The sequence below is a fragment of the Bartonella sp. AA74HLJMH genome (genome assembly GCF_042197045.1).
Taxonomy (GTDB): Bacteria; Pseudomonadota; Alphaproteobacteria; order Rhizobiales; family Rhizobiaceae; genus Bartonella.
In genome coordinates this window covers 1-2,069 of record NZ_JBHIRJ010000072.1, presented here as the reverse complement: position 1 = coordinate 2,069, position 2,069 = coordinate 1, and the positions used below count along the sequence as shown (strand labels likewise).

Genomic DNA, 2,069 nt, shown 5'->3' with positions numbered 1-2,069 from the left:
TGCCTCGTCAATAATTTTTAGAACTTGGCTTTCATCCAGTGGTCCCGATCGACCAATGTTTTGATCATCATCATAGATAACTAATAAGATTTCATCAGAATTTATAAGAATTGGATTTTCCATAATTTTTCCTCCCTAACGCCTCTTGGCGATTGTTTGTGCGTGGTTTATGGATATATTAGTACATTATGCACCAAAGATAGTCAAGTACATAATGTACTATTTTTTTAAAAAATAAAAAAAAGACGAATCACGGCACGATTTAGAGAATCAAAATTTTGCTGTTTACTGATAAAAATCAAGCAAACTTGCTTCAATCTGTTGATGGCACTCTAATCGATAACGTGAACAGAGAATCGTATTGTGTTTACATATCAAGAATAGTGCGCCGTACACGACCTATTATAGAGATAGCGCCTTCAAGTTTTGGAGCCTTTATTGTTTTGTCGTATGAAGCGGGCTGAAAAGGAGGATCATCATTAGGTCTGTATCGTTTATATGTCGCTTGTCCAGATTCATCTGCAATTACATAGCAGGCATTAGGCACAAGTTTTTTGTCTCGCATATTTACAAATATTATAGAATCTGGAGGGCTAATTTTATTCATAGATGCCCCATCTACACGTAAAGCAATCCATTCACCGGCAGGAAGATTAACAGCCTCTGTCATAGGATAATCTGAAAAATCCATTATCCCATCTTGCTCGCTTAATTCTCCAGCGCTAATCCATGAAACGACAGGAATACTTATATTGAGGTTAGGATTTTCTTGAGGAGACTCGCCATACAAAATCCACCCCGGATCTACATTAAATACTTGTCCATAGAGCTCGGCTATTTGGCGCGAAATACCACGATTTCCATTTTCGTGACTAATTAGGGTATTTTGATTAAGAGCTGGTATAGCGCGCGCAGCTTCGCTTGGTGTTGCGTATCCAGCATTCTTACGCGCTATTTTAAGTCTATCTTTTGGCAAATAAGTCATTTGTACATTATCCACTATTTTTTTAATTCATTGTGTACGATTTTATCTTGATTAAAAGTTGTACGTAATGTACTATTTGTGTCATGGTTAATGATTTTTATGTCAAAAGTTTGATTGAATCTTGGGGATCTATACGCCAATTTGCAAAAGAAATTGGTTGTAGCTATGAGGCTGCGCGTAAAATGCGTGATCGCAATAGTATTTCTCCAAAATACTGGAATATAATTATTCAGTTGTCTAAAGCCAAGGGTCTATCTTGGGTTACACTAGATTGGTTCCTACATAATTATGGGAGTAAATCCCATAGAGTTATTCGTCCAATGACAAAACGAAGAAAAGATACGCTTCATCTGGTGGAGAAAATTAGTACAGCAAATGCATCACAAACAGTAATATCTTCTCATAGTGCTGCTCCTACAGATAGTAATGAACATCAACAGCACCATTCACATTCTTAAACAGGCATTAAATAAAGAGACCAAATTAATAGATTACGCGTCACCATGCGCACGCATAAATACGCAACAGCTTTAAGGGGGGGATTATGATCACTCATTTATATTTAATGAAAGAAGGGGATGCGCATGTCTAATGGTATGCCATGGATAAGATTCCATTTGTATGACTGGATAAGTGGTACAGATGGAATGACGTTAGAGCAAAGGGGCGCTTATATGACGCTTCTCGTTCGCATGTACGATAAAAAAGCACCAATTAAAGAAGATTTTGAAACGCTTGCACGTGCTTGCAATTGTTCGCAGAAAAAATTTGCAGCTATTGTCGAATACTTAATGAGGAATGATAAACTTGTTGAGACAGATAATGGATTGTGGAATACGCGCGTTGAAGAAGAGCTGAACGATTTTGCTGATAAAAAAGAGCACATATCGCAAGTTCGTAGTGAGGCTGGTAAAAAAGGTGCACAAGCAAAAAACAATACAAAACAACATGTTAATAATTTTGCTGAAGCAAATGACAAGCAAAACGTTTTTTTTGCTGAAGCAAACGCTAAGCAAAATCAAGCTATAAAGAACCAGAATAAGAATATATATAAAAAAACTAAAACTATCGTTTTAGCAAAAAA

Annotated in this window: 3 protein-coding genes; 2 read left to right on the top strand and 1 reads right to left on the bottom strand. The window is 36.5% G+C overall.

Features of this window, described 5'->3' with window-relative positions:
- Positions 1-367: 367 nt before the first annotated feature.
- Positions 368-985, bottom strand: a complete 618-nt coding sequence (locus tag ACFINH_RS09660) for a S24 family peptidase (protein ID WP_012754749.1) — start codon at positions 983-985, stop codon at positions 368-370.
- Between the two features lie 110 nt (positions 986-1,095).
- On the opposite strand from ACFINH_RS09660, the gene ACFINH_RS09655 reads away from it, so the two are divergent.
- Positions 1,096-1,443, top strand: coding sequence for a hypothetical protein (locus ACFINH_RS09655; RefSeq protein WP_375632948.1), 348 nt, complete (start codon positions 1,096-1,098; stop codon positions 1,441-1,443).
- Positions 1,444-1,569: 126 nt separating this feature from the next.
- On the top strand, positions 1,570-2,069 hold a 500-nt coding region (locus ACFINH_RS09650), incomplete at its 3' end, for a YdaU family protein (protein ID WP_375632946.1).

What these genes read in the sequence shown, in the direction of transcription:
- ACFINH_RS09660 (WP_012754749.1), bottom strand. Translation starts at nt 985, where the DNA reads ATGACTTATTTGCCAAAAGATAGACTTAAAATAGCGCGTAAGAATGCT.